Annotated in this window: 1 protein-coding gene; it reads right to left on the bottom strand. The window is 64.7% G+C overall.

Translation table 11 applies throughout. The features are described 5' to 3' along the window. Positions 1-1,469 (bottom strand): type IV secretory system conjugative DNA transfer family protein (locus tag ACX80U_RS19145; RefSeq protein WP_459269542.1); only part of this gene is annotated, 1,469 nt, incomplete at both ends.

The following is a 1,469-nucleotide window of genomic DNA, read 5'->3' as shown; positions in this document are numbered from 1 at the left end:
TTCTGCCTCGACGTCGATACCGACGTGTACCGGTACTGGCCGATCAGGTCGGAGAGCATCTTCAGGAAGCCCTCTTCCTTCACGTTGCCGCCGTAGGTGAAGACGTGGGCGGTGGAGAACAGCTTTTTCATCCCGGACTCGCCCCACACGTCGACGCCTTGAGACCAGGATTGGAGGAAGGTAGAAACCACGATTCCTCGGGAGCCGTAGTGGCTGTAGAGGTCGGGCAGGTTCTCCCACCGGCAGACGTTCGCGGCCTCATCGAGGACGCACAGCATGGGAACAGCGAGCCTGCCGCCCGGCTGAGTGGCGGCGTACTCCTCCGCCGCGGTGGCCGTGGCCACGGTCAGGGACGTCACCAGAGGTCCTGCGGTGCCGGCGCCTTCCTTGGAGAGCGCGTAGAGGGTGTTCTTGCCCTTGATGAAGTCCTCGGGGATGAACTGCGGCCGCGAATCATTCGGGCCGCTGGGGTTGACCCATGCGGCGATCTTCTCGTTTTTCAGGCACGTGGCCATCTGCCGGGCAGTGCCGTAGACGCCTTCACGCTGCTTGTCGGGCAGGGACATGGTGCTTCCCATTGAGTCGGCTTCCTTCCGCCATCCGGCGTCGAACAGAAGACCTGCGGCTTCCTGGTTCTCGGAGTGGGAGAGCCAGCTATGAACCTGACTGATCGGGCGGCCACTGACCGCAGCAGCGAGCAGGTAGCCGGCCAGTAGGTCCTTACCTGCGTTGTCGAAGTAGGCGTCGCCGCCCTTCGCGCCGACGGGCCGGGAGCCGAGGGCGAAGTTGTTCGCCATCTCCGCGGCGCGTTCGGCGTCGATGACGTAGCTGAGCGGGTTCCACCACCAGATGGGCTTCTCATTCGCGACGCCCTGCGGGTCGAAGATCCACACGTCGCCGTTTTCGGCGCGGATGTCACGGGTCAGGTCGGACAGGTCTCGCTTGTTCGACGTGGCGATCACCGGACCCGGGGCCTCGATGATCGAGGGTGCGGCCTGCGTCGTGGTCTTACCGGTACGGGTGCCCCAGATGTGCAGGAGCGTGTCCTCCCACGAGGCGTAGAGCGTGTTCCCGCCGCGCACCATCCGCCCGATCATCACGCCCGGAGAGGCATCGGAGGCTTCCATGCCGAATCGGGCGGACTTGGCCTTGACCTGCTTCTCGGTGAAAGGCGCGACGTCTTTCAGGGACGCCATTCTCACTGCGGCCCGGTCGTGCTTGACGATTTTCCGGCCCTTGCGGATGCTCATCACGATGTACAGCACGAACAGTGCCAGCAGGAGAACGCCGGCGATGATCGCCAGCGTGATCTCGGTGGAGCGCCACGGCATGATGCCGGTGAAGTTGCCCAGGGACCGTGGCCAGAACCCGGTCGGGATACCGTCCGGGCGTGGCTCGAGTTGGTGTCCGAGGGTGTTCAGCCCGTAGAGGGCTCCGGGGACGCCGACGAGAAGGATGAGGACGACCAG

The organism is Arthrobacter sp. TmT3-37 (assembly GCF_054510835.1).
This window is presented reverse-complemented; position numbering and strand designations above follow the sequence as displayed.